The organism is Plantibacter cousiniae (nom. nud.), assembly GCF_977070315.1.
Genome location: NZ_CDRVEU010000003.1, coordinates 299,585 through 321,075 on the forward strand (window position 1 = coordinate 299,585; position 21,491 = coordinate 321,075).

A 21,491-nucleotide genomic window follows, 5' to 3' on the forward strand; every position below is an offset into this window, starting at 1 on the left:
GACCTGCGCGAGGGCCTACGGGGGTAACCGCTGGGATGCATGTGAAAGGTGGTCATTCAGATTTTTCTATCAGATTTTCATTGAGGGACCTTGAGTTTCCCATACAGCCAGAAGGCCACATGAACAGCTACGCAGACCCAATAGGCAGCCTGTAGCGTGTCCATGAGGTTCTCCTTGAGGTTACTTGGCGATTCGGCCCCAACGGTCGGTCTTGTCCTGAGCTTTATTGACAGCATTGTTCATGCTCTCAGCCTTGTCCTTGAGCCACTCATTAAGGCCCTTATGGGTGATCTTGAACAGATGCCCCCCCCCATTCTTGGATTCAACCAGCTCAGATTTGAGCGCGTTGACCATCCCAATGATCTTACGGGCATCTCGAAGGACGTTGTTGTGGGCCTTGCCAGTCAGCTCAGCTATTTCAACGGTGGTCATGGTTACGGTGTTGGTCATGTTCATAGTGTCGATTTCCTTTTGGTAGTGCCCTTCAGGTCGCACCCACAGCCGAGCATCCAGCCCCCGACAAAGGGACCCGGCGTGGCATGAAAGGCACTATCAGAAAGACTGGATTGGTTGATTGCCCAGCGACGGGCAGGTGTAGTGCTGACCCTGCCGATCCCTCGCGGGCCGGTCTTACGGGTCATACTTCAAGCTTTCTTAAGCAGCGGCAGTTACATTCACTGTGTAGGAGGCCGAGAAGCCACCATCAGCAGTCGTTACCTTGATTGTTGCCTTGCCCACTTTGAGACCCTTTACAGAACCCGTTGGGGATACCGTTGCGACTGACGAATCAGATGTGGTCCATGTGATGCTCTGATTGGTGGCATTTGCAGGGGACACAGTGGCAGCGTTTGAGTATGAAGCACCCACGGCGAGGTCCTTAGAGGAGACCTTGAGGGATACGCCCGACACCGGAGTGAACAGCTTCACGTTGGTGATCATCGGGAACGCTACAGTTTCAGTCTGAAGACCATCTTCGGTCAGCTTCACCTTGACCTTGCCGTTAGCCACGATGTCTACGGTTGTCATAATCTCAATGTCCCATGCCTGGGCATTGCCGTTGCGGGTCGCAATGATCTTCCAGATGTCGCCCTCACGGTTCTCACGGTAGCTCAGAGAGGTGAACATCTTCGGCAGCAAGAACAGGCCGTAGTCAGTACCGCTGTAAGGCTGCACAGACGCGCCAATAAGGTTCTCGATTTCACCCACACCAGCACGCTGGGCAGCACGCTCAAGTACAGCCACCATCGACACAGGCAGCAACACCACGAAGTCAGACAATGAGGTGCCCACGGTCTGATTGATGTGCATCGTCAGGAGGTCGATAAGATCCTCAGCGATTTCTACAGGCTTGCCAGTTGGCTTAACTTCAGAGAAAGCCTCGGTGCTTGCAGCGGTCGAAAGGATGCCAGCAATCTTACCCGCCGCGCTTAACTCAATGTCACGCAAGATCTTGTCAGCGGTTTGAGCCATCGACGCTTCAGTAAAAACAGCAATCAAGTTATGGTCGAGGATCGTCACACGGTGACTGATAACCAAAGCGGAATCGGTAGGTTCCGTAAAGATGATCGACCCGGCCAAGACTTCGCCTTTGCTAATGGTTTGGTTATCCCAGTTCTTGCGAGGGTCAAACTTAACGGAGCGATCAGCCATAGTGATGACCTGTTGACCGGTAGCCTCAGAGCCCGCAGGACGGAACTCGCAAGGGGTTCTCTCCATAGCAGCTTCGCGCCACTGATCGCCATTCAAGAAGTCCTCGGCGGCTTCCACAAGGGCTTGTACATAGACCAATGGATCAGTGCTTGCAAGTGCCTCTGCTCGCACATCGGAAGTGCTGAAGTGGATTGATGCATTGTTATCGTCAATAGCGTTGATATTCCATTTAACGGTGTCTACATGCGGTGCTACGTACTGATTAGGTTTCATAGAATTCTCTCCTGAATTAGATAGTTGAGTTCGGTCTTGGTTTACCAGCCGGAGTTACCACGGGATGCCGCACGGACACGGGCACCTTGCTCACGAATGGCAGCGGCGCGGGCTTCCTTGTCAGCTTTGGCCTGAGCCAGTTCACGAGGCGTCCACTCACGGCAGCGCTCGGCATGAGCATCGGCTTCACGTTGTTGACGCGCTCGCTCAGATGCCTTTGCGGCTTTGTCTCCGTGGTACTCGCGGGCAACATCAGGAATCGCTTGGAGCGAAAGACCGGCCTCATGAAACACTTGGACGATCTCGAATTGGCGACTCTTAACGGTTCCGCATTGAGCGACCAACATAGGCAGCATGATGTTTTCTACGTATTCACGGCTGAGGGTCTGGCCCGACACAGTTACTTCGTTCTTCAGGACTTTGGTGATGTTAATGTTCATGGGTTTGGATCTCCTATTGGTGACCCTTTGATCGACCTTGCGCCATAGACACGCGCACGACCAGACGGCCAAGGAGTAAGCCTCGTGGGCATCTTCAAGGTCGATCAAAAGGTTCTGGGATTTAGTAGTTATTGCAGATGATCTAACAGGAAATGGCGGAACCTGAGAGGATATCTTTATGGACAATCGTGGCGACGATCGTTTGCTATTTAGGGCGAGCAGTGAGAACCACAGGTACGCCTTTTACGGTGTGGTACAGCATGATCAAATCCAGACCAGTCGCAATCAGTAAACCTTCAAGGGCTTCCATGAGGAATGCTCCCAGCTTACTTGTAACAAATGCTTTGGCCTTGTCTGTGTCTCGATTGGTGCGGACAGCGAGGGTCTTCAGGTTGAATATAGCGGTTGCTGATCGACCAGTCATAGATGACTCAATAGATAACAAGGTATTGGTCTGTTCAATACTGAGACCGTCAAGTACGAAGTAGAATTGCATAGCATCTCCTACAGAAAAATGGCTAAGGAGAATTCATTATTATGAATGCCAATTAACTTAGCTTATGGCTAATCTTTAGATATCTCACAGGGGAGTCTCAGAGGGTCTTTACCAATAGTGAGGGTGTCTATAGGTGTAGGATTATTAACCCTGCTTTGCCTTCATAACCTTCCACTGAGGTGCCCCAACTATGACTCCATGAGCATCCTTACGAGCACCATCACCGAGGCCAGCCTCACGGACAGAAGCAAGCCAGTGTTGAGCAGATTTGGGGTTCTCAAAGATGGCCCGATGAGTGACGCCACGGATGGTTGCCTTTGCAATGAATCGCTCGCCCTTGGTGAAGTGTTTGTCTCTGGTCACGCCGACTGGCAAGTCTGAATCCCTCTTAGGCATTTTCCGACCCTGAAGCCCCACGACACGGTTGCCCATGTTCTCGTGGTAGGTCAGCGGTCTCAGGTTGCTTGGATGATTGTTGTTTGGATTGCCGTCGATATGATCAATGACAAGGGACTCATCGAACGGGCCATGAGCCATTCTATAAACAATGCGGGCCTTCTGTACGCGGATCTTATGCTTGGTTTCGCCGTCCATCCATGTGACTTCGACTTGCTGCCGTAACGATCCATTGGTGTAGGAGCCCACAGGGGCCCCCTCTACGGTTCCTCTACGGGTCTTGCCTGGGATGAGCTTGAAGTCACGAGCTACGATTCCGTCGTGGTCCTCAGCGAGCTTGTAGCGTGCCTCAAGGATTTGTATCGGTGGTAGCACGCAGGCCATCACGTTGGTGCCCTGAAGGCGGATCTTGGTTGGTATCGTCATTGGTGGTCTCCCGTGTTTGTGGATTGGTGACTGGGTGTAGTGCAATAGTGAGGGTTTTAAATCCTACAGCTATGGTCACAACCATTTCGACCAACAAACATGGGACCTTCAGGGTATTTCAGGAATGCCTCACAGATTGGATCAGGAAAAACCTTCACCAGCATGACGCTAAGTGAAGGCAGCAGAGTGAGCAGCCAGTGAGTTGCTTAGATTCCAGGTCGAAGCAGAGGAGGAAACCTACATTACGTGGAATGAGAAAGTGGAATAAATCAACTCTTCCACCCCCCTAAATCGCTAACTCAGTGGTTTGAGAGGTGGTACATACGATGCGGCATAGTAATTGAAAACTCACAAGCCCTTACTGGCGGCATTCTTTATACTTTGGCCAGCCACGTCACAAATAAACTTAGCGACCGTTGAAGCAACTGTTCCGCCATCGAATACAAAGTCATTTTCAAACTGAAACTCACCACTAACACTCAGCGTAGTGAGCTTGCCCATCTTGTTCTTGCAGTCGGTAGCAGTGACATACCACTTTTGTAATTCTATCTTTTTTGATTTTACTATGAATTGCCTTCCAACCAATACTGCGACAGGTGTTTTTCCTCTGGTTTCCGAGAACTCAAATGAGCCGGGCTTGGTCTCAAATCTTGTGCCGTCATCTGTTTCAGCTATACGTATCCACGCTGTCTCCGCGAAGGTCGAGAAACTAATGAGCTGAAAAATAGCAATTGCCAGCAACCCCGCGCATCCCTTGAAAGTCTTACGCATGCACAACCTCCTTAGTCAATGCAGACAATGATACCAGTACGACATCACAAGGGCGATGCTCGAAACCTATATGACATCACATATCTATCGAAAACGCCTTTTCAAGCGCGTCTCCCATCCGCCCCACCTCGACAGATGCTCCAGCCCCGTACAAGTCGTAGCTAATAGACCCGGAAGCGTGCCCCAAGATCGACTCAGCGGTCCCTACAGGCACCTCAGCGGCCTTCAAAGCGCCTGCCAGGGAATGACGCAATGAATGGAAGGTCTGGGTCCGATCAGCCTTCAGGTTCAAGACATCCCTGAGCATCCCATTGAGCAGCACAGAGAACTGACCACCGCCCAGCGTAAACAACCGAGAGTCAGCCTGATCGACAAACTCAAGGAACGCCTGAAGATCAAACCCATAGGCCCCATCGGTCAACGGAATGACCCTCAAAGCGTTCTTGGTCTTTGCCGTCTTGCCATCTTCCCTATTGATATCGATCACCCAGACACCAGCGACCTGCTTGACGTCAGCCTTGGTCAACTGCCGAAGTTCCTCAATGCGTGCCCCAGTGATCACCCCAAGGGACAGCGCCCAGCGTTGCCATGAGTCCACTGGCAGGGTCTTAGTGTGGGCCATGAGGGCCTTTACTTGGTCCTGAGAGAACGCCTCACGAGCGCTGTCGGCACCTTTGGTGGGCTTGAGACCATCTGTGAGAGCCTTAGCGAGGTAGTCGTTATTCACACCCCAATCCATGACCGTGGATAGCCGGGTCAGGATTTTCCTCACAGTGGATGGCTTACGATCTTCAAGAAGCTTTGCCCTAAGGTTCTTCATGTCTTCCCGAGTGTGGGCCTTTAAGTCCAGCTCCCCAAGGATGGCCCCAATGGCCTCACAAGTAGACTTCACGTCCCTCATGGTGCTGGATTGAACATTGTCCTTGAGTTCGTCCATGTAGAGCCCTGAGAGAACCTTGAAGGTCAATGGCTTGGATGCTTCAGAAGATAATACAGATAGGGACGGAGACAGGGCCACAGACGTGCCACAAGCCTCAGCCTTCAGGTCCCTTACGATCCCTACCAGCTTTCCCGGCCTCCCCTTCAGGCGCTCTTGAGCAGCCTCGACGATATCCAGTGCCTTACCAACTGCGCGTTGCTGGTTGACGCTCAAAGGCATCTTGGCGCTCGCCTCACGGAGAGCCTCATGGTGCTCATCGTTGATCATATCATAGGCAATCAGCGAGCTATCGCCGTGGGCCATCGTCAGGCAGGACTCAGCGATGTCTATGAGGCGCTCACGGAGTTCGTCCCAAGTGGCCTCAGGGTTATCGAAATGGTACGCCTTGAGGGTCGTGAGGATGTCCTTGGAGATGGTCATAGCGGTGGCCTTGTCGGTGGTCCTAAGCGATAGCGTGAAGAAACCCTTAGCGGTGCCTTGAAGGCGAAGGCGAAGGTAAAAGCGACCAGACCGGCGATAGTGGTATGGCTTGGCGAGGGCAGTTTGTAACAGGTTTGTCCCAGTTTGGGAGTGGTGGTTGACGGTCATCGGCTGAAACCCCTGTATCCATTGGGTTTAGCCTCAAAGGGTCGAGTTCTACAGCAACTACAAGGTCAGCCGTGACCTGATCGAGTTGCGCAATCTGGCGCAGGTCGCGGAACTGATGATCCGCTCGGCCATGCAGCGCAAGGAAAGCCGCGGCCTGCATTACACGCTGGACTATCCCGATATGTTGCCGGAGGCGCTGGACACTATTCTGGTGCCGCCCACCTATGCCGACTGAATTTCAAACGTACACGCAGACGTCGATGAATGTCCGGCGTCAATGCGTCATGCGGGATACAACAACTGTTTATTGATCGTGCTGGCCGACCGGCGATAATCGGGCGAAAACGCAGAATGACCACCCACGGCAAGGCAAGGCTGTCGGGGCATAACTGCACAGGCTGCCAGCCGTCACATGCATTCCACAGCTGCCAGCCTTGATGATCGCGCTTGAGTGCAGTGAATGCCGCCGGATGCGTCAGCAGGATGGAGCGTGGAATCACGCGGACAGCGTGCTCCAGGCACATCAGCGCACACAGCGCCGCAGCCCACACGGCGATGTCCAGCCAGTACAACGCGACCAGTGCCAGCGACTGAACCGCAAGATACGCCGTCACCAGCAGACGCGAAGCCTGCCAGTGACATTCAAAGCGATCACTGGGGCTGGACACGATCCAGAATCATGCGAACCATACGCTGCAATTCAGCGTCTTCGGATTCGGCGCGCTGCATGAACCAGCCGAACATATCCTGATCCTCACAGGTCAGCAGACGGCGGTACAAATCGCGGTCTACGTCATTCAGATGTGGATAGACCTCACGGACAAACGGCACCAGCAGCACGTCCAGTTCAAGCATGCCGCGGCGGCTGTGCCAGTAAAGGCGGTTGAGTTCAACGTCTTCGACCATGGAGCGCTCCTCAAAGTAGGCGGCAAGTATACAGCCGTGAGCCGGGCGCGCGAATCTCGCAATGGTCGCAGCAGTTTTCATGTACCCGTATGCATAACCTCGACTCGGCACTATGATGTGCCCCCGGACTTTTTTCCCAATCTGCGATGACCATGGCCCACACAGCTTTTTTCTGCACGCTAACCCATGAGGGCGTTCTCGCCGTTCGCGGCGTGGATGCCAGCAAGTTTCTTCAGGGTCAGCTGACGTGCAACCTCAATTATCTGAATGAAGACAAATCCAGCCTGGGTGCCCGTTGCACGCAGAAAGGCCGGATGCAGTCGAGTTTTCGCATCGTGTTCGAGGGCGACGGTTGCCTGTTGGCGATGGCTGGCGAACTGATCGAGGCGCAATTGCTCGACCTGCGCAAATACGCAGTGTTCTCCAAATCGAAGCTCACGGATGAAAGCGCAGACTGGGTGCGCTTCGGTCTGCAGGACGGGGACGCTGCGCTGGTCAGCCTGGGGCTGGATCTGCCACAGGAAACCGATAGCGTGGTGCGCGCCGATGATCTGATCGCGATCCGCGTCTCGCCAGGCCGGGCCGAGCTCTGGGTGCGCAGCGCACAGGCAGACAGCATCAAAGCGCGTCTGGCATCGCAGTTGAGCGAAGCCCCGCTGAACGACTGGCTGCTGGGCCAGATCCGTGTCGGTATCGGCCAGGTGTTCGGCAACACCCGCGAAGAATTCATTCCGCAGATGATCAATCTGCAAGCGGTTGGCGGCGTCAGCTTCAAGAAAGGCTGCTACACCGGCCAGGAAATCGTTGCCAGAATGCAATATCTTGGCAAACTAAAGCGCAGGCTTTACCGCCTGACCCTGAGCGGCGAAGAGATCCCGCAGCCCGGTACGGCACTGTTCTCACCGGTGCATGCCAGCGCCGTGGGCAACGTCGTCATTGCGGCACAGGATGGGCAGAACATCGAGCTGCTCGCGGTATTGCAGGGTGATGCGGCAGAAGACGGTCGTATCAATCTTGGTTCGCCAGAAGGCGCGGCGCTGCAAATGAGTGAACTGCCCTACACACTGGACAGCAAACTCGAAACTCAGCGCTAGCAGACGAACACATTCAGCTTCCTAGTGTCTTTAGAGCGATCCAGTACAGCCTGGCGCTCTGAAGAGCGCGCGGATAACTCTGGACACCCCCAACAGCTGCGAGATGCAACATGAGCAAGATGGCTGACGAGGTGCAGAGAAACTTGATCAAGGCCATCGACAGAGATGCCTTGTTTCTCCCCACCCTGCCGGAAGTGGCACTGAGGATTCGCCTGGCTGCGGAGGACACCGAGATCAGTATTTCGGCCCTGAGCAAGGTCATCGGTAGCGATACAGCCCTTTCCGCGCGCCTTATCAAGGTTGCGAACAGCCCCCTGCTGCGCCCGAATTTTGAAGTCAGCGACGTCAATACCGCGATTCGACGCCTGGGCGTCAACTACACCTGCAACCTGGCCATCGGGCTGGTGGTCGAGCAGATGTTCCACGCCAAGTCGCCGGTCATTGAGCAGAAGATGCGCGATATCTGGAAGCAAAGCCTGCAGGTGGCCGGTATCAGCTACACCCTGTGTCAGCACTACACCAGTCTGAAACCCGATCAGGCCACGCTCGCCGGGCTGATCCACCTGATCGGGATCCTGCCGATCCTGACCTATGCCGAAGACCATTACGAGCTGCTGTCCGACCCGATCAGCCTCAACCACGTAATCGACAGCATTCATCCGGTCATCGGCGAGCGCCTGCTGCGCTCATGGGATTTCCCCGAGCCGCTGGCCTGTGTGCCGGGCCAGTTCCAGAACTTCGCGCGCGTCTCGAAAAGCCCTGACTACACCGACCTGGTACAGATCGCCACGGTGCATATCCATAGGAATACCGACCATCCCTTCAGCCTCATCGAAATGGTCGACCTGCCTGCCTACAGCCAGCTGAGGCTCGCCAGAGGCGAAGGCGTGCTCAGCGCCCAGATGGACGAAGCCAAGAGCATGCTCTACTAGTTTCGCCCCATCAGGTGGCGCTGAAACTGACCCTTACCTTCAAGCCACGCTCAGCCCCCTCGTGCAAGGTGATCCTGGCCAGATGTGCCCGGCAGATTTCGCCCACAATCGCCAGGCCGAGCCCGGCACCGCTGCCCTGCTGGCTGCGGCGATAAAAACGCTCGAAGACCCGCTCACGCTCATCGGGCGGAATGCCGGGACCATCATCCTCGACCTCCAGAACGCCCGGCGCATAGACCCGCAACACGACGTTGCCGCCCGGCGAGGTATGGGCCAGCGCGTTGTCGATCAGATTGCTCAGCAACTCGTTCAGCAAGGTCGGCTCGCCGCGCAGCCAGACCGGCTCGTCAGCCTCCAGCGCCAGCGCAACGCCCCGGGAATGAGCCAACGGTGCCATGGCCATGCCCAGCTCTCTGGCCAATTGACTGAGGTCCAGCTGTTGCGCCCCGCCCTCGGCGATGGCCCTGGCGCCGTTTTCGATGCGTGCCAGGGACAGCAGCTGGTTGGCCAGATGCGTGAGTCGATCGGTGCCGAGCGCCGCCGACTCCAGCGTGCTGCGCCAATGCTCCGGGTCGTGTTCGCGCAGCCCCAGCTCGACCCGCGCCTTCAAGGCGGCCAGCGGCGTGCGCAGTTCGTGGGCGGCATCGGCGATGAATTGCGCCTGGCGCTCGAACTGCACGCGCAATCGTTCGGTGAAGTGGTTCAGCGCCCCCACCAACGGACGCAGCTCGTGCTGCACTTCAACCATCGGCAAGGCGCGCAGATCATCCGGCTGACGCTCCTCGACGGCGGTGCGCAGGCGCTCCAGTGGTCGCAATGCCGCGCTGACCGTGAACCAGACCAGCAGCAGCGCGCCCCCTCCGAGCATGCCCAGGCGCAGCAATGTGTCGGCCATCAGGCTGCGCGCCATGCCCTTGCGCGCTTCCTGGGTTTCGGCAACGCGGATTTCAGCGGTGCCGTTCATGCCCGGGTCGGTCACCGGTTTGAGCAGACTGACAACCCGCACATCCTGGCCCTGATAGATCCCGTTATAAAATTTCGCCAGGGCCGGGTAATCGTCGGTACGCAAGGTACCGGGCGGCGGCGAAGGCAGGTTTTCATAACCGGAAATCAGCTTCTGATGAATGTCATTGACCTGATAGTAGATGCGCCCTTCGCTGTCGTAGGCGAAGGTATCCAGCGCCACGTAGGGAATGTCGGCGCTCAGCGTGCCATCACGCTGGGTCAGGCCGGCAGCGATGGTTCGCGCGGAAGCCAGCAACGTACGGTCATAGGCGGTGTCGGCCACTTCGCGGCCATTCCAGTAAGCGCTCATGCCGCTGGCCAGCATCAACACCACCAGCAGCAGGGCCAGGTTCCACAACAACCGCCAGCGCAGGCTGTCGTTAATCATCGCGGCTTTCCAGCAGATACCCCAGACCGCGAAAGGTCACGATCGCCACGGAATGCCCGTCGAGCTTTTTGCGCAGACGATGGACATAGATCTCGATGGCGTCGGGGCTGGCTTCTTCATCGAGCCCGAACACCTGCGCCGCCAGTTGCTCCTTGCTCATCACCCGACCCGGCCGGGCGATAAGCGCTTCCAGCACTGCCTGTTCGCGAGAGGTCAGGGTCAGCAGCTCTTCGCCAAGTGTGAAACGTCGCGTATCCAGATCGTAGGCCAGCACGCCGCAGCGCTGTTGCCGCTCGCCACCCAGCACGCTGCGCCGCAGCAAAGCCTTGACCCTGGCCTCCAGCTCGGAGAGTTCGAAAGGCTTGGCCAGGTAGTCGTCGGCACCCAGATTCAGGCCGTGGACACGGTCCTTGACGTCACTGCGCGCCGTCAGCATCAGCACCGGCAGGTTTTTGCTGCGCGCTCGCAGACGCGCCAGCACTTCAAAGCCGTCCATGCGCGGCAACCCGACATCGAGAATGGCGACCGCGTACTCCTCGCTGTTCAATGCCAGGTCGGCAGCCACGCCATCATGCAGCACATCAACGGTCAAACCCGCGCTTTTGAGCGCCTGCGCGACACTTTCAGCCAATTGCAGATGATCTTCCACAAGAAGAACACGCATCGCCGTCTCCTGATTGTCACTGTTGTTATCGATCTGGGTATCGAGGCTCGTGGCGGTGGAGTTTACAGGCCGGCCGCCGTCTGTGAAGGGCAGAAACGATTCGCGGCTCGCTAATCAAGACGTGAAAGGCAACTGAAAGGTTTACGAAAGGTTTGTCGTTTAGCATCGCGAGACGACCCGATAAAAGGGTACGTAAAAACAGGCGCCCGGATGCGTCTGAACAATAAAAACAATAAATTGCTAAACGGAGTCACGTCATGTCTACGCCCGTCCAGGCTTGCCAGCCCATGGAGCACCTCCCGTCGAGGACTGCTCTGCGCGCTCCTCACGCCACCTGCTTCAAAACACCACTTCAGCGCAAACGCCCACCCCTGTGACACAGCACACAGGTTTTCCCGTGCGCGTGACAAAAGCGCATGGTGAACAGCTTCTCTCTGCCAAAAACAACAATATCCCTGGAGACTGAACATGAAATTTTCCCTGCGCCACATAGCCGCTACCGCTGGGTGCATGCTGATTGCCAGCCAGTTGCTTGCCGAACCCAAACGTCCGGAATGCATTGCCCCTGCCTCGCCAGGTGGCGGATTCGACCTGACCTGCAAACTGGTGCAGAGCGCGCTGATCAACGAGAAGATTCTGACCTCGCCGATGCGCGTCACCTACATGCCAGGCGGTGTCGGCGCGGTGGCCTACAACGCCGTCGTTGCGCAGCGCCCCGCCGATGCCGGCACACTGGTCGCGTGGTCCAGCGGTTCGCTGCTCAATCTGGCGCAGGGCAAATTCGGTCGTTTCGATGAGAACGCAGTGCGCTGGCTCGCCGCCGTGGGCACCAGCTATGGCGCCATCGCAGTGAAGAGCGACTCGCCCTACAAGAATCTCGACGATCTGGTCCAGGCGCTGAAAGCCGACCCGAGCAAAGTCGTTATCGGCTCAGGCGGCACCGTGGGCAGCCAGGACTGGATGCAGACCGCATTGATCGCCAAGGCCGCCGGCATCAACCCGCGCGCACTGCGCTACGTGGCACTCGAAGGCGGCGGTGAAATCGCCACCGCGTTGCTCGGCGGCCACATCCAGGTGGGCAGTACCGATATTTCCGACTCCATGCCGCACATTCTGAGCGGCGATATGCGCCTGCTAGCGGTGTTCGCCGAAAAGCGTATCGACGAACCTGAAATGAAAGACATCCCCACCGCCAAGGAGCAGGGCTACGACATCGTCTGGCCGGTGGTACGTGGCTTCTACCTCGGGCCGAAGGTCAGCGACGAAGACTACAACTGGTGGAAAGCCTCGTTCGACAAGATCCTGGCTTCCGAGGACTTCGCCAAACTGCGCGACCAGCGCGAGCTGTTCCCGTTTGCCATGACCGGCGCGGAACTGGACACCTACGTCAAGAAGCAGGTCGCCGACTACAAGTTGATGGCCAAGGAATTCGGCCTGATTCAGTAATTGAACTCAATTGACTGACATTCAGTTGCACCCGCTGCAGGGGCGCGACTCAGGAGCTTCTCATGGTCATACAACGTATCTTCGCTGGCCTGCTGTTACTGGCATGCGCAGGCCTGGCCCTCATGGCCTGGCCTTATCAGGCACCTTTTTCCTATGAACCGGTCGGACCACGCGCCTTCCCGCTGCTGATGCTCGGGCTGATGAGCGTCGCCCTGCTGTACCTGCTGATCAGACCCACACCCATCGTGCACACCGAGGAAGACCCGGAGCTGGATCGCGAGACCCTGATCAAGATCGGCGTGTGCATCGTCCTGCTGCTGATATTCGCGGGGCTGTTCGAACCGCTGGGCTTCATCCTCAGCAGCATTCTGATCGGCATTCCCATGGCGCGCCTGTATGGCGGTCGCTGGCTGCCGAGCGTGGTGGTGGTGATTCTGATGAGCGTCGGCCTGTACCTGCTGTTCGACAAGGCCATGGACGTCCCCCTGCCTTTGGGCCTGCTCAGCGTTCTGGAGAATTAAAATGGATACTTTCGGTTATCTGGGCCAGGGCTTCGGTGTCGCCCTGACGCCTTACAACCTGATCACAGCGCTGTGTGGAACATTGATCGGTACTGTCGTCGGCCTGCTGCCGGGGCTTGGACCGATCAACGGTGTGGCGCTGCTGATCCCTATCGCTTTCGCACTGGGCCTGCCGCCCGAATCGGCGCTGATTCTGCTGGCAGCCGTCTACCTGGGCTGCGAATACGGCGGGCGTATCAGCTCGATCCTGCTGAACATTCCGGGTGAAGCGTCCACCGTGATGACCACCCTGGACGGTTACCCGATGGCCCGTCAGGGCCTGGCCGGGGTTGCACTGTCGCTGTCGGCATGGAGTTCGTTCATCGGCGCGTTCATCGCCACCTGCGGCATGGTGCTGTTCGCGCCCCTGCTCGCCAAATGGGCGATTGCCTTCGGCCCGGCGGAATACTTCGTGCTGATGGTCTTCGCGATCGTCTGTCTGGGCGGGATGGCCGGTGACCGGCCGTTGAAGACGTTCATTGCCGCGCTGATCGGGCTGTTCCTGTCTGCAGTAGGTATCGATGCCAACAGCGGGGTATACCGTTTCACGGGCGACAATATTCACCTCACCGATGGCATTCAGTTCGTGGTGCTGGTGCTGGGCCTGTTTTCGATCAGCGAAATCCTTTTGCTGCTGGAGAAGACCCATCGCGGTCAGGAGGCCGTCAAGGCCACCGGGCGCATGATGTTCAACGTCAAGGAAGCCGCTGCCGTGTTCGTGGTGAACATTCGCTGCGGTCTGCTGGGGTTCATCCTTGGCGTATTGCCTGGCGCCGGTGCGACGCTGGCCAGCGCGGTCGCTTACATGACGGAAAAACGCATCGCCGGCGCCAGCGGCAAGTTCGGCCAGGGCGACATGCGTGGCCTGGCCGCACCCGAGACGGCCATCGGCGCAACGGCCTGCGGCGCCCTGGTGCCGATGCTGACGCTGGGCGTGCCGGGTTCAGGCACCACGGCGGTAATGATCGGCGCCTTGTCGCTGTACAACATCACGCCCGGCCCGATGCTGTTTCAACAGCAGCCGGACATCGTCTGGGGCCTGATCGCGTCGTTGTTCATCGCCAACATCATGCTGGTGATCCTCAACATCCCGATGATTCGCCTTTTTACGCGCATCCTTGCCGTACCTAACTGGGCACTGGTCCCGGTGATTGCGATCATCACCGGCATCGGTGTGTATGCGGTGCACGCCACCACGTTCGACCTGTTCCTGATGGTCGGTATCGGTATCTTCGGCTACATCCTGCGCAAGCTGGACTTCCCGCTGTCGCCGATCCTGCTCGGGTTCATCCTTGGCGGTCTGATGGAGCAGAACCTGCGTCGCGCCCTGTCGATCTCCAACGGCGAACTGGGGATCCTCTGGTCCAGCCCGATCACTCTCGGGGTCTGGGTGGTGACCGTGTTCATGCTGCTGTTCCCGCTGCTGCGCATCTGGCGCAAGCGCGCCAGACAGCAGGCCGCTGCGGCGCATGGCTGATTCGTCTCTGCGCCAATGGTGGGCAACGCCGCTGGTCGGCCTGCTGGGCGGCTACCTCGCCAGCCAGGTCGGCTGGCCGTTGCCGTGGATGGTGGGCTCGTTGCTGGCAATCATCCTGGTGCGCTGCCTGACACCCTGGCAACTGGCGCAGATTCCCGGCGGTCGCAAATTCGGTCAGTTGATCATCGGGATTGGCATCGGCCTGCACTTCACGCCGGTGGTCATCGAACAGGTACTGGCGCATTTCGGGCTGATTTTCATCGGAGCCCTGGTCACCAGTCTGTCTTGCCTGGTCGGCGTGTGGCTGATGCTGCGTACCGGAGAGGATCGCCCTACCGCGTTCTTCTCCAGCATGCCGGGCGGTTCCGGGGAGATGGTCAACCTCGGCGCACGTAACGGTGCAACGCTGAGCAGTGTCGCTGCCGCGCAAAGTCTGCGGGTACTTGCCGTAGTACTGTGCGTGCCGGCGATCTTCAAATACCTGCTGGGTGATGGCGCACCCGCCTTGCATGCCAGCATCGTGGACTGGCGCTGGCTGGCCGTTCTGCTGCCGCTCGGGGCTGCGCTGGCCTGGCTGTGGCAACGCCTCAAACAGCCCAATCCCTGGCTGTTCGGCCCGCTGTTGCTCAGTGCCGTGGCGAGCGTGGTCTGGGATTTGAAAATCGGCCTGCCCAACGGTGCCAGTCAGCTCGGTCAGTTGCTGATCGGCAGCGGGCTGGGTTGTCATTTCAATCGAGAGTTCTTTCGGCGTGCGCCATCGTTCCTCGCGCGCACGCTGCTGGGCACTGCCTTGACCATGCTGATCGCCGCGCTGGCGGCACTGGCGCTGAGCGCCCTCACCCACCTGGACCTGCGTTCACTGACGCTGGGCATGATGCCCGGCGGCATCGCAGAGATGAGCCTGACCGCCGAAGTGCTGCAACTGTCGGTGCCGCTGGTCACGGCCATGCAGGTCATGCGCCTGCTGTTCGTGCTGTTTCTTGCCGAGCCGTTGTACCGGCGCTGGAGCAAACGGCTCGCTGACTGAACAGGTTGCTGGAATCCTCTCAAATCAAAGTGCAGGCAAGCGCCAGTCGATCGGCGCGATGCCGTTTTGCTCAAGGTACTTGTTGGCCCGTCCGAAGTGTCCATTGCCCAGGAAGCCTTTGTAGGCTGACAACGGCGACGGATGGACGGAGGTCAGCACCAGATGCTTGGTCGCATCGACCAGTTTCTGCTTGCTCTGCGCATGAGCGCCCCACAGCAGGAACACCAGATGCGGCTGGTGCTCGCTGACCACTTGAATGATCCGGTCGGTGAAGTGCTGCCAGCCTTTTCCTGCATGGGAAGCCGCGTTGGCGCGCTCGACAGTGAGGGTGGTGTTCAGCAACAAAACGCCCTGATCAGCCCAGGATTGGAGGCAACCGTGGTTCGGAATATCGATGTTCAGGTCGCGTTTCAGCTCTTTATAGATGTTGACCAGCGATGGCGGCGTCGGCACACCCGGTTGCACCGAGAAGCACAGGCCATGCGCCTGATTCGGTCCGTGATACGGGTCCTGGCCAAGGATGACCACTTTCACGTTATCCAGCGGCGTGGAGTTCAACGCATTGAAAATCAGTGGCCCGGGCGGATAGATTTCCTTGCCGGCCGCGTGCTCCTGACGCAGAAACTCGCGCAATTGAGCCATGTAGGGTTGTTCGAATTCGTCACGCAGGGCGTTTTTCCAGCTGGGCTCAAGCTTGATGCGGTCGTCGCTAGTCATGGTTACATCCGGTAAAAACAATGCGCGGACACTAGGAAAGCCGGGCCGCAAAGTCAATGCCGGTTGCGACATGCGCCCTCAAGATCGGACGCAGAGCCTAAAGAAAAGCGTGCCGACGCGGGGCATCGGCACGCTGGTCAGTTCACAGCAGTCAGTTTGCTGCGTTGGCATGACAGTGAGCACGCAGACTTCAGCTATCGATGCCCACCACGACCATCGCCGCGCCCGCCTCTTCCATGATCACGGCCATCTCGTCCGCCACGCCCACCATGATCATCCCAGCCTCGGTCGCCACGGAAGCCGTCGTTGCGTCCGAAGCCGTCATTGCGGCCGAAACCGCCATTGCCGCGAAAGCCATCGTTTCTCCAGCCATAACCCGGTGGACGTCCCGGCTGGTAGTAGCGCGGCGGGGGCGGTGGAGCGTAATAGCGGGGTGCCGGGGCGTAGTAGCGAGGCTGGGTGTAATAGCGCGGTTGAGGCGCCACATAGATGCGTCGCTCCTGGTAGTAGGTAGAGCGGTAGCCATTGTCATACGCGTAGGCGCCGCCAATGACAGTCGGCTGCGTGTACACATCGGATTCGTAGTAACCGGGACCTGCGTAGCAACCAGAAAGGAAAAGGGTCAGCAACGTGATAAGCAAGGGTCTTCGATACATGGCGGCCTCCCGGACCGCGATTGGGCCAATCCAGCGACGCTGGTCGGCGTCCGCCAAAGCGGTTGGCGGACGAATTATCTGACATCGAAAAGGCACTCTAGTGCCTTGGGGCAGCGTCGAGGCCTGGCTATGAATGGCCCGTCACCGTCTCGCAAAGGCTCTGCAACCAAGGCCTGAAGGCGTATTTCAACGTTCTACAAAGATGCTACAAAACATTTCACCCACCTTTGCCTCATCACGGTGCACCCTCGCACCAGCACAAGGCGACTCCTGCGACAGATGACCGAAGACGACTCGCCCGGCCCTTGAAAAACAAGGCGCGGCACAAGTTGGCACAACTCTCGCTTGATGATGGGTGTGCAGGAGTCAACACAGGTTCGCGGCACCACAATTTGCAATAGCCGACTAGGGTTCCGGCTTGCCGCCAGGCAAGTGGCTGGTCCGAGAGTTGGCGACCTCCAGTAGAGGTTACACGGCGGGACAAAAGCCCGGGAGACAGGGACACCAGTGGTGTCAAGTTGCTCCTGGCCGCCTTTTTTCACTACTGGAGATTTCTCAACATGCAAAAGTCTCGTCTCTTCGGCCTGCTGACGGCAGGCCTGCTTGCTGCGTTGAGCCTCTCGGCGAATGCCGCCCAGAAAGATCACTTCAACGTCTGCTGGACCATCTACGCAGGCTGGATGCCGTGGGAATACGCAGGTAGCCAGGGCATCGTCGACAAGTGGGCGAAAAAGTACGGCATCAAGATCGATGTCACCCAGCTCAACGACTACGTCGAATCCATCAATCAGTACACCGCCGGACAGTTCGATGGCTGCACCATGACCAACATGGACGCCCTGACCATCCCGGCCGCAGGTGGCGTGGAAAGCACGGCACTGATCGTCAGCGACTTCTCCAATGGCAATGACGGCATCGTACTCAAGGGCGAAGGCAAGAAAGTCGCCGATCTGAAAGGCATGGACGTCAATCTGGTCGAACTGTCGGTCTCCCACTACCTGCTGGCCCGAGCGCTGGACAGCGTCAAGCTCAGTGAAAAAGACCTCAAGGTGGTCAATACCTCGGATGCCGATATCTCGGCAGCCTTCAATACTGACGATGTACAGGCGGTCACCACCTGGAACCCGATGCTTTCGGACATCAAGGCCAGGCCCGGCGTCACCGAAGTGTTCAACTCCAGCCAGATTCCTGGCGAGATCATGGACATGATGGTCGTCAACACTCAGACCTTGAAAGACAACCCGGCCCTGGGCAAGGCCCTGACTGGCGCGTGGTTTGAAGTGGTCGCGCTGATGAACGCCAAAACCGCTCAGAGCAAGGCTGCGCTGGAACACATGGCCAAGGCATCGGGGACCGATCTGGCCGGCTTCCAGGCGCAACTGGACACCACCAAGCTGTTTGCCACGCCCAAGGAAGCCCTTGAGTTCGCGACCAGCAAACAGCTGCCGGACACCCAGCGCAAGGTGGCTGACTTCTCGTTCGCCCACGGTTTGCTCGGCGAAGGCGCACGCGATGCCGATGCCGTCGGCATGTCGTTCGCCAATGGCGTGATGCTCGGCGACAAGGGCAATCTCAAGCTGCACTTTGACCCCAGCTACGTGCAGATGGCCGTCGACGGCAAGCTGTAAATCACGTTCAGTAGAAAGGTCATTGCCATGCGTTTGATAAACCGCCATCCGGACCGTGCCGGTCGCCTGATACTGGTGATCCTGCCGTTCGCCCTGTTGCTGTTCGCCTATTTCATGGGCTCGGCCACCCGGCTTGCGGAAAACCCCAGCGACAAACTGCTGCCCAGCGCGGTACAGATGGCCGATGCGGTCAAGCGCATGGCGTTCGTTTCCGACCCGCGCAGCGGTGACTACCTGCTGTGGCAGGACAGCGCATCGAGCCTGCAACGCCTCGCCATCGGCCTGGGGATCAGCGCGCTGTTGGGTCTGTGTCTGGGCATCGCAGCGGGCATCCTGCCGTTGTGCGGCGCAACGCTGTCGCCCTTGCTGACGGTACTGTCGATGGTGCCGCCGCTGGCCATTCTGCCGATTCTGTTCATCGTGTTCGGCCTTGGCGAGTTGTCGAAGGTGGTGCTGATCGTGATCGGTATCACACCGATTCTGGCCCGTGATCTGGAACAGCGCGCCCGTGAAATCCCGGTCGAACTGCTGATCAAGGCGCAAACCCTCGGCGCCTCGACCTGGACACTGATCCTGCGGGTGATCCTGCCGCAATTGCTGCCACGCCTGTTGATCGCTTTGCGCCTTGTGCTGGGTTCGGCGTGGCTGTTCCTGATCGCCTCCGAGGCGATTGCCTCGACTGACGGTCTGGGCTACCGGATCTTCCTGGTGCGGCGCTATCTGGCGATGGACGTGATTCTGCCTTATGTGGTGTGGATCACCCTGCTCGCCTGGCTGATGGACTGGGGTCTGAAGGCCCTGACCCGACGTGCCTTTCCCTGGTACGAAGGAGCGCGGGCATGAGCTTTATCAATGTGCGCAATGTCTGGCAGCAATACGCCGACCAGGTGGTGCTCGAGGGCCTCAACCTGGACGTGGCCGAAGGCGAATTCTGCACGCTGGTCGGTGCGTCGGGCTGCGGTAAATCGACCTTTCTGCGCCTGTTGCTGGGTCAGGAAACCCCCAGTCGCGGTCTGATCACGCTGGACGGGACGGCGCTGCGCAATGAGCCGGATGCCAGCCGAGGCGTGGTGTTTCAGCGCTATTCGGTATTCCCGCACCTGTCGGTGCTCGACAACGTGGCACTGGGTCTGGAGCTGCCCCGCTCGCCCTTGCTCGGCCGTCTGTTCGGCCAAGCAAAAAACGAGGCGCGCGAGCACGCCGCACAGTTGCTCGGCAAGGTCGGCCTGGGGCATGCGCTGGATAAGTACCCGACGCAATTGTCCGGCGGCATGCAACAGCGACTGGCGATTGCCCAGGCGCTGATCATGAAACCCCGCGTCCTGCTGCTGGACGAGCCGTTCGGCGCGCTCGACCCCGGTATCCGCAAGGACATGCATCACCTGCTGCTGGACCTGTGGCGCGAAACGAAACTGACCGTGTTCATGGTCACCCACGACCTGTCCGAAGGCTTCAACCTCGGCACCCGCCTGCTGGTATTCGACAAGGTGCGCCACGACCCGCACGCGCCCGGAGCCTATGGCGCGCGCATCACTTACGACATCCCCCTCAACAGCGAACGCCGCGCCGAGCGCGCCGCCATCGATTCGCTGCTCAACGTTTCAGAGGAGCCCGTTCAATGACTGACTCAACCACGCTTTATCCGGTTTTCGCCGAAGAACTGCTGCCCGGTGGCGGCCATCGTTCGTTCGTCCTCAAGCGCGGTGAATTGCTGCGCCTGACCGACCTGCACGGCAACGCCAACGTCAGCCTGACCCTGCTCAACGCCCACGAAAAAACCGAGCGGCTGAACCTGCCCGACAGCCTCAAATGCCAGCACACCGCTCGCCTGAGCAACGGTTATTGCCTGTATTCGGACATGGGCCGAGTGCTGGCGGCCATCGTCACTGACACCTGCGGCTGGAGCGACAGCATCGGCGGCGTGCTCAATGCGCAGGAAGTCGCTGAAAAATACGGCCAGGGCCGTTATCAGGAATTGCGCAACGGCTTCTTCCGCAATGGCGTCGACAACCTGCTGGTCGAGCTGGGCAAATGGGGGCTGGGGCTGTCCGACCTGTTGATGACCCTCAACCTGTTCAGCCGTGTCGATGTCGACGAGACAGGAACCCTGCACTTCGCGCCGAACAACTCCAAGGCCGGTGACTACATCGAACTCTACGCACCAATGGACACGCTGGTGGTACTGACCGCGCTGCAACACCCGATGGACCCCAACCCGGAATATGCCCCGCAACCGCTCAAGCTCAGCTGGATGAAGGCCGACGCCAGCGTTGCCGAGCACTGCCGTACATCGCGCCCGGAAAACGAGCGCGGCTTCATCAACACCGACCGCCTGTTCGCCTGAGGAGCCCTGTCATGAATTCACACACTCACCTTTGCTGCGACGCAACCATACCGGCAGGCGAGCCGTTCCTGGCCGAAGTCAAGGCCGGGCAGACCGTGCGCATCCTCGATCTGCAAGGCAACCAGGCCGTCGACACGCTGTTTTTCAGCCTGAGCAACCCGCGTGAGCGCTACGATGTGCAGCGCACCCTGCGCCGCCAGAACAGCGTGTACCTGACCACCGGCAGCGTGCTGTTTTCCAACCTCGGCCAGCCGATGCTGACCATTGTCGATGACACCTGCGGTCGCCACGACACACTCGGTGGCGCGTGCGCGCAAGAGAGCAACACCGTGCGCTACGCCCTGGAAAAGCGCTACATGCACAGCTGCCGCGACAACTACCTGCGCGCCTGTGTGCATGACGGCCGCCTGAGCAAGGCCGACATCGGTCCGAACATCAATTTTTTCATGAACGTACCGGTGACAGCCGAAGGCGGCCTGACCTTCGAAGACGGTATTTCCGCGCCCGGCAAATACGTCGAGCTGCGCGCTGAAATGGACGTGATCGTGCTGATTTCCAACTGTCCGCAGCTCAACAACCCCTGCAATGGCTACAACCCGACGCCTGCGCAGCTGTTGATTCGCGACTGACCCGGCACCTGCCCTCAGCAACGGACGACCGTTGCGTA

25 protein-coding genes and 1 riboswitch are annotated in these 21,491 nt (G+C 58.5%); of the genes, 12 read left to right on the top strand and 13 right to left on the bottom strand.

What is annotated here, in order from left to right:
• Window positions 1–180: 180 nt before the first annotated feature.
• From ACW55A_RS08145 to ACW55A_RS08175, 7 genes are all read right to left on the bottom strand, one after another.
• Complete coding sequence (locus ACW55A_RS08145; RefSeq protein ID WP_498810915.1) at window positions 181–456, bottom strand: hypothetical protein; 276 nt, start codon at window positions 454–456, stop codon at window positions 181–183.
• A gap of 198 nt (window positions 457–654) precedes the next feature.
• On the bottom strand, window positions 655–1,923 hold the full coding sequence (locus tag ACW55A_RS08150; protein WP_498810914.1) for an Ig-like domain-containing protein: 1,269 nt from the start codon (window positions 1,921–1,923) through the stop codon (window positions 655–657).
• Between the two features lie 41 nt (window positions 1,924–1,964).
• Window positions 1,965–2,363, bottom strand: coding sequence for a hypothetical protein (locus ACW55A_RS08155; protein WP_498810913.1), 399 nt, complete (start codon window positions 2,361–2,363; stop codon window positions 1,965–1,967).
• Window positions 2,364–2,568: 205 nt separating this feature from the next.
• The gene (locus ACW55A_RS08160; RefSeq protein WP_024669253.1) at window positions 2,569–2,859 is read right to left on the bottom strand and encodes a hypothetical protein; all 291 of its coding nucleotides are present in this window, start codon (window positions 2,857–2,859) and stop codon (window positions 2,569–2,571) included.
• Window positions 2,860–3,003: 144 nt separating this feature from the next.
• Window positions 3,004–3,681 carry an HNH endonuclease signature motif containing protein gene (locus tag ACW55A_RS08165; RefSeq protein ID WP_058822993.1) on the bottom strand — a complete coding sequence of 226 codons (678 nt, stop codon included), beginning with the start codon at window positions 3,679–3,681 and terminating at the stop codon, window positions 3,004–3,006.
• Window positions 3,682–4,029: 348 nt separating this feature from the next.
• Window positions 4,030–4,452: a hypothetical protein gene (locus ACW55A_RS08170; RefSeq protein WP_058822994.1), complete on the bottom strand. Its 423-nt coding sequence runs from the start codon at window positions 4,450–4,452 to the stop codon at window positions 4,030–4,032.
• 76 nt (window positions 4,453–4,528) lie between these two features.
• Window positions 4,529–5,812, bottom strand: a complete 1,284-nt coding sequence (locus ACW55A_RS08175) for a tyrosine-type recombinase/integrase (RefSeq protein ID WP_498810912.1) — start codon at window positions 5,810–5,812, stop codon at window positions 4,529–4,531.
• A gap of 253 nt (window positions 5,813–6,065) precedes the next feature.
• Here ACW55A_RS08175 and ACW55A_RS08180 point away from each other — a divergent pair, with 253 nt between their 5' ends.
• Window positions 6,066–6,215, top strand: coding sequence for a hypothetical protein (locus ACW55A_RS08180; protein ID WP_499140264.1), 150 nt, complete (start codon window positions 6,066–6,068; stop codon window positions 6,213–6,215).
• Here the strand turns inward: ACW55A_RS08180 and ACW55A_RS08185 are convergent.
• A complete protein-coding gene (locus tag ACW55A_RS08185) occupies window positions 6,184–6,648 on the bottom strand; it encodes a protein YgfX (protein WP_498810911.1) in 465 nt (154 codons plus the stop codon). The two genes, ACW55A_RS08180 and ACW55A_RS08185, sit on opposite strands and share 32 nt — an antisense overlap.
• Window positions 6,632–6,886 (bottom strand): FAD assembly factor SdhE, encoded by a 255-nt coding sequence (locus tag ACW55A_RS08190; protein ID WP_003363729.1) that lies wholly within the window; start codon window positions 6,884–6,886, stop codon window positions 6,632–6,634. Before ACW55A_RS08190 ends, ACW55A_RS08185 begins: the two co-directional genes overlap by 17 nt.
• A gap of 152 nt (window positions 6,887–7,038) precedes the next feature.
• Between ACW55A_RS08190 and ygfZ the strand changes: the two genes are divergently transcribed.
• Together ygfZ and ACW55A_RS08200 are read left to right on the top strand one after the other, a co-directional pair.
• Window positions 7,039–7,980 (top strand): CAF17-like 4Fe-4S cluster assembly/insertion protein YgfZ, encoded by a 942-nt coding sequence (ygfZ, locus tag ACW55A_RS08195; protein ID WP_058416734.1) that lies wholly within the window; start codon window positions 7,039–7,041, stop codon window positions 7,978–7,980.
• A gap of 110 nt (window positions 7,981–8,090) precedes the next feature.
• The gene (locus ACW55A_RS08200; protein WP_003431326.1) at window positions 8,091–8,912 is read left to right on the top strand and encodes an HDOD domain-containing protein; all 822 of its coding nucleotides are present in this window, start codon (window positions 8,091–8,093) and stop codon (window positions 8,910–8,912) included.
• A gap of 10 nt (window positions 8,913–8,922) precedes the next feature.
• Here ACW55A_RS08200 and ACW55A_RS08205 read toward each other — a convergent pair whose 3' ends face one another.
• Together ACW55A_RS08205 and ACW55A_RS08210 are read right to left on the bottom strand one after the other, a co-directional pair.
• On the bottom strand, window positions 8,923–10,305 hold the full coding sequence (locus tag ACW55A_RS08205) for a sensor histidine kinase (protein ID WP_003431327.1): 1,383 nt from the start codon (window positions 10,303–10,305) through the stop codon (window positions 8,923–8,925).
• Complete coding sequence (locus tag ACW55A_RS08210) at window positions 10,298–10,969, bottom strand: response regulator (protein WP_003363740.1); 672 nt, start codon at window positions 10,967–10,969, stop codon at window positions 10,298–10,300. Before ACW55A_RS08210 ends, ACW55A_RS08205 begins: the two co-directional genes overlap by 8 nt.
• Before the next feature lie 468 nt (window positions 10,970–11,437).
• On the opposite strand from ACW55A_RS08210, the gene ACW55A_RS08215 reads away from it, so the two are divergent.
• The 4 genes from ACW55A_RS08215 to ACW55A_RS08230 all read left to right on the top strand — a co-directional run bounded on the left by ACW55A_RS08215 (window position 11,438) and on the right by ACW55A_RS08230 (window position 15,479).
• Window positions 11,438–12,415 (top strand): Bug family tripartite tricarboxylate transporter substrate binding protein, encoded by a 978-nt coding sequence (locus tag ACW55A_RS08215; protein ID WP_003425279.1) that lies wholly within the window; start codon window positions 11,438–11,440, stop codon window positions 12,413–12,415.
• 62 nt (window positions 12,416–12,477) lie between these two features.
• The gene (locus ACW55A_RS08220) at window positions 12,478–12,936 is read left to right on the top strand and encodes a tripartite tricarboxylate transporter TctB family protein (protein WP_054082100.1); all 459 of its coding nucleotides are present in this window, start codon (window positions 12,478–12,480) and stop codon (window positions 12,934–12,936) included.
• A gap of 1 nt (window position 12,937) precedes the next feature.
• Window positions 12,938–14,452 carry a tripartite tricarboxylate transporter permease gene (locus tag ACW55A_RS08225; protein ID WP_003363746.1) on the top strand — a complete coding sequence of 505 codons (1,515 nt, stop codon included), beginning with the start codon at window positions 12,938–12,940 and terminating at the stop codon, window positions 14,450–14,452.
• Window positions 14,445–15,479, top strand: coding sequence for an AbrB family transcriptional regulator (locus tag ACW55A_RS08230; protein WP_003431330.1), 1,035 nt, complete (start codon window positions 14,445–14,447; stop codon window positions 15,477–15,479). The genes ACW55A_RS08225 and ACW55A_RS08230 overlap by 8 nt, the downstream gene beginning before the upstream one ends.
• Before the next feature lie 24 nt (window positions 15,480–15,503).
• Here ACW55A_RS08230 and ung read toward each other — a convergent pair whose 3' ends face one another.
• Both ung and ACW55A_RS08240 read right to left on the bottom strand, forming a co-directional pair.
• Entirely contained in the window at window positions 15,504–16,196 is a 693-nt protein-coding gene (ung, locus tag ACW55A_RS08235) for a uracil-DNA glycosylase (RefSeq protein WP_003405314.1), read from the bottom strand.
• A gap of 194 nt (window positions 16,197–16,390) precedes the next feature.
• Window positions 16,391–16,852: a hypothetical protein gene (locus ACW55A_RS08240; protein WP_248670523.1), complete on the bottom strand. Its 462-nt coding sequence runs from the start codon at window positions 16,850–16,852 to the stop codon at window positions 16,391–16,393.
• A gap of 394 nt (window positions 16,853–17,246) precedes the next feature.
• Window positions 17,247–17,349, top strand: a riboswitch (guanidine-I (ykkC/yxkD leader).
• Window positions 17,350–17,412: 63 nt separating this feature from the next.
• On the opposite strand from ACW55A_RS08240, the gene ACW55A_RS08245 reads away from it, so the two are divergent.
• From ACW55A_RS08245 to ACW55A_RS08265, 5 genes are read left to right on the top strand one after another with little or no spacing between them, the layout of a single operon-like run.
• Window positions 17,413–18,480, top strand: coding sequence for a putative urea ABC transporter substrate-binding protein (locus tag ACW55A_RS08245; RefSeq protein ID WP_498810910.1), 1,068 nt, complete (start codon window positions 17,413–17,415; stop codon window positions 18,478–18,480).
• 27 nt (window positions 18,481–18,507) lie between these two features.
• Window positions 18,508–19,323: an ABC transporter permease gene (locus tag ACW55A_RS08250; protein WP_455808697.1), complete on the top strand. Its 816-nt coding sequence runs from the start codon at window positions 18,508–18,510 to the stop codon at window positions 19,321–19,323.
• Window positions 19,320–20,102, top strand: a complete 783-nt coding sequence (locus ACW55A_RS08255) for an ABC transporter ATP-binding protein (RefSeq protein ID WP_455808695.1) — start codon at window positions 19,320–19,322, stop codon at window positions 20,100–20,102. The genes ACW55A_RS08250 and ACW55A_RS08255 overlap by 4 nt, the downstream gene beginning before the upstream one ends.
• Window positions 20,099–20,824, top strand: a complete 726-nt coding sequence (locus tag ACW55A_RS08260; protein ID WP_455808693.1) for an urea amidolyase associated protein UAAP1 — start codon at window positions 20,099–20,101, stop codon at window positions 20,822–20,824. The genes ACW55A_RS08255 and ACW55A_RS08260 overlap by 4 nt, the downstream gene beginning before the upstream one ends.
• A gap of 11 nt (window positions 20,825–20,835) precedes the next feature.
• A complete protein-coding gene (locus tag ACW55A_RS08265) occupies window positions 20,836–21,453 on the top strand; it encodes an urea amidolyase associated protein UAAP2 (RefSeq protein WP_002554928.1) in 618 nt (205 codons plus the stop codon).
• Window positions 21,454–21,491 lie beyond the last annotated feature (38 nt).

Bases quoted from the DNA above. Each gene is read 5' to 3' on its own strand.
- ACW55A_RS08145 (WP_498810915.1), bottom strand. From the start codon at position 456: ATGAACATGACCAACACCGTAACCATGACCACCGTTGAAATAGCTGAG.
- ACW55A_RS08150 (WP_498810914.1), bottom strand. From the start codon at position 1,923: ATGAAACCTAATCAGTACGTAGCACCGCATGTAGACACCGTTAAATGG.
- ACW55A_RS08155 (WP_498810913.1), bottom strand. From the start codon at position 2,363: ATGAACATTAACATCACCAAAGTCCTGAAGAACGAAGTAACTGTGTCG.
- ACW55A_RS08160 (WP_024669253.1), bottom strand. From the start codon at position 2,859: ATGCAATTCTACTTCGTACTTGACGGTCTCAGTATTGAACAGACCAAT.
- ACW55A_RS08165 (WP_058822993.1), bottom strand. From the start codon at position 3,681: ATGACGATACCAACCAAGATCCGCCTTCAGGGCACCAACGTGATGGCC.
- ACW55A_RS08170 (WP_058822994.1), bottom strand. From the start codon at position 4,452: ATGCGTAAGACTTTCAAGGGATGCGCGGGGTTGCTGGCAATTGCTATT.
- ACW55A_RS08175 (WP_498810912.1), bottom strand. From the start codon at position 5,812: ATGACCATCTCCAAGGACATCCTCACGACCCTCAAGGCGTACCATTTC.
- ACW55A_RS08190 (WP_003363729.1), bottom strand. From the start codon at position 6,886: ATGGTCGAAGACGTTGAACTCAACCGCCTTTACTGGCACAGCCGCCGC.
- ygfZ (WP_058416734.1), top strand. From the start codon at position 7,039: ATGGCCCACACAGCTTTTTTCTGCACGCTAACCCATGAGGGCGTTCTC.
- ACW55A_RS08200 (WP_003431326.1), top strand. From the start codon at position 8,091: ATGAGCAAGATGGCTGACGAGGTGCAGAGAAACTTGATCAAGGCCATC.
- ACW55A_RS08205 (WP_003431327.1), bottom strand. From the start codon at position 10,305: ATGATTAACGACAGCCTGCGCTGGCGGTTGTTGTGGAACCTGGCCCTG.
- ACW55A_RS08210 (WP_003363740.1), bottom strand. From the start codon at position 10,969: ATGCGTGTTCTTCTTGTGGAAGATCATCTGCAATTGGCTGAAAGTGTC.
- ACW55A_RS08215 (WP_003425279.1), top strand. From the start codon at position 11,438: ATGAAATTTTCCCTGCGCCACATAGCCGCTACCGCTGGGTGCATGCTG.
- ACW55A_RS08220 (WP_054082100.1), top strand. From the start codon at position 12,478: ATGGTCATACAACGTATCTTCGCTGGCCTGCTGTTACTGGCATGCGCA.
- ACW55A_RS08225 (WP_003363746.1), top strand. From the start codon at position 12,938: ATGGATACTTTCGGTTATCTGGGCCAGGGCTTCGGTGTCGCCCTGACG.
- ACW55A_RS08230 (WP_003431330.1), top strand. From the start codon at position 14,445: ATGGCTGATTCGTCTCTGCGCCAATGGTGGGCAACGCCGCTGGTCGGC.
- ung (WP_003405314.1), bottom strand. From the start codon at position 16,196: ATGACTAGCGACGACCGCATCAAGCTTGAGCCCAGCTGGAAAAACGCC.
- ACW55A_RS08240 (WP_248670523.1), bottom strand. From the start codon at position 16,852: ATGTATCGAAGACCCTTGCTTATCACGTTGCTGACCCTTTTCCTTTCT.
- ACW55A_RS08245 (WP_498810910.1), top strand. From the start codon at position 17,413: ATGCAAAAGTCTCGTCTCTTCGGCCTGCTGACGGCAGGCCTGCTTGCT.
- ACW55A_RS08250 (WP_455808697.1), top strand. From the start codon at position 18,508: ATGCGTTTGATAAACCGCCATCCGGACCGTGCCGGTCGCCTGATACTG.
- ACW55A_RS08255 (WP_455808695.1), top strand. From the start codon at position 19,320: ATGAGCTTTATCAATGTGCGCAATGTCTGGCAGCAATACGCCGACCAG.
- ACW55A_RS08260 (WP_455808693.1), top strand. From the start codon at position 20,099: ATGACTGACTCAACCACGCTTTATCCGGTTTTCGCCGAAGAACTGCTG.
- ACW55A_RS08265 (WP_002554928.1), top strand. From the start codon at position 20,836: ATGAATTCACACACTCACCTTTGCTGCGACGCAACCATACCGGCAGGC.